This window comes from Mesorhizobium sp. M2A.F.Ca.ET.037.01.1.1 (genome assembly GCF_003998075.1).
Classification (GTDB): Bacteria; Pseudomonadota; Alphaproteobacteria; order Rhizobiales; family Rhizobiaceae; genus Mesorhizobium.
This window is the reverse complement of sequence record NZ_RZSA01001303.1, coordinates 1-1,494: the sequence shown is the minus strand read 5'-3', so window position 1 is coordinate 1,494 and position 1,494 is coordinate 1. Positions and strand designations below refer to the sequence as shown.

Genomic DNA, 1,494 nt, shown 5'->3' with positions numbered 1-1,494 from the left:
CGGCCAGAGCTTCTACGTGCCGCTGTGGGTGGTCCTCACCTGCCAGTCGGCGCTGGCCCTGGGCACGCTGCTCGGCGGCTGGCGCATCGTGCACACGATGGGATCGAAGATCACGCGGCTGAACCCAATGCAGGGTTTTTGCGCTGAGACCGGCGGCGCCATCACGCTTTTCGCCGCCACCTGGCTCGGTGTTCCGGTCTCGACCACCCACACCATCACCGGCGCCATCATCGGCGTGGGCGCCGCCCGCCGCGTCTCTGCCGTGCGCTGGGGCATTGCCGGCAACATCGTCGTCGCCTGGGTGATCACCCTGCCGGCGACAGCGGCTATCTCGGCGTTGACCTACCTCGTCACACGGTTGGCCGGATGATCGGCCTCAACTCGTAGCGGGGCTACTTGTACACCAGGTTCAGGATGTTGCCATCAGGATCCCTGAACCAGGCGACTTTCATCCCGTAGCCGATATGGATGTCGCCCTCCAGCGTCAGCCCGGGCATATCGTAGTGCTCGAAGCTGACGCCTTTCGCCCGCAGCGACTTGACGATCGGCTCGATCCGGTCGCCGACCGTCCACGTCACCGCCGTTGCCTTGTTGGTGCCGGCAAATTGCGAATGGTAGACGTTGATGAGCGTGTCTCCGCTTTTATAGACGACGAGTTCGCCGCCCATGTCGTCGACCTGTTTGAGGCCGAGCATTCCCTCGTAGAACGCCTTGGCCTTTTCCAGGTCTTTCACCGCGAGATTGGCTGTCGCATTGCTGTTTTCGAGCATGACGATCTCCTTCACGCTTGTCGTGATGGCAAGGGAGATAGCGCGGGCGGCTCGTTTGGCCATGACAGGGCTCGAATGCCGATTGGCAGATCCGACATCATCCGTCGCTTTCCGGGGCACGCCGGCTGAGCGATTGCGCCACGGCTTGGTTCTGGCGGGAAACTGCACTATCTGGAACGCCAAAGTCCCGAGGAAAGATCAATGACCGTCACCAAGGAATCCGTCGTCGAGCGCCTGAAGACGGTGAACGGGCCGGACTTCACCGGCAACATCGTCGACCTGGGCATGGTTTCGGAGATCTTCATCGCCGATTCCAAAGTGTTCTTCTCGATCACCGTTCCCGCCGCCCGGGCCCAGGAGCTGGAGCCGCTGCGCGCCGCGGCCGAGCGCGCGGTAAAGGCCATCCCCGGCGTCGCCAGCGCCGTCGTCGCGCTCACGGCGGAGAAGAAGGGCGGCGGCATGGAAGCGCCGGTTCCGGCGCGCCCGGCAGCGCCGAGGCCCGCAGCCCCGCAGCCGTCACAGCGTCCCGCGCCACAGGCGCCGGCTTCGCACAGCCACGGCAGGCGCGGCGTGCCCGGCATCGACGCCATCATCGCCGTCGCTTCCGGCAAGGGCGGCGTCGGCAAGTCGACCACCGCCGTCAACCTGGCGCTTGGCCTCGCCGCCAATGGGCTGAAGGTCGGCGTGCTCGATGCCGATATCTACGGCCCGTCTATGCCCAGGC

Annotated in this window: 3 protein-coding genes; 2 read left to right on the top strand and 1 reads right to left on the bottom strand. The window is 65.3% G+C overall.

From position 1 onward, the window contains the following. The coding region (locus EOA27_RS36175) for an inorganic phosphate transporter (protein ID WP_145970821.1) at positions 1-370 on the top strand (370 nt) is incomplete at its 5' end. Between the two features lie 22 nt (positions 371-392). Here the strand turns inward: EOA27_RS36175 and EOA27_RS36170 are convergent. Beyond that, positions 393-770 (bottom strand): VOC family protein, encoded by a 378-nt coding sequence (locus EOA27_RS36170; RefSeq protein WP_126083591.1) that lies wholly within the window; start codon positions 768-770, stop codon positions 393-395. 201 nt (positions 771-971) lie between these two features. Between EOA27_RS36170 and EOA27_RS36165 the strand changes: the two genes are divergently transcribed. Beyond that, a partial coding sequence (locus EOA27_RS36165) for an iron-sulfur cluster assembly protein (RefSeq protein ID WP_145970820.1) occupies positions 972-1,494 on the top strand: 523 nt, incomplete at its 3' end.

Coding starts and splice junctions, on each gene's coding strand:
- EOA27_RS36170 (WP_126083591.1), bottom strand. CDS start 770: ATGCTCGAAAACAGCAATGCGACAGCCAATCTCGCGGTGAAAGACCTG.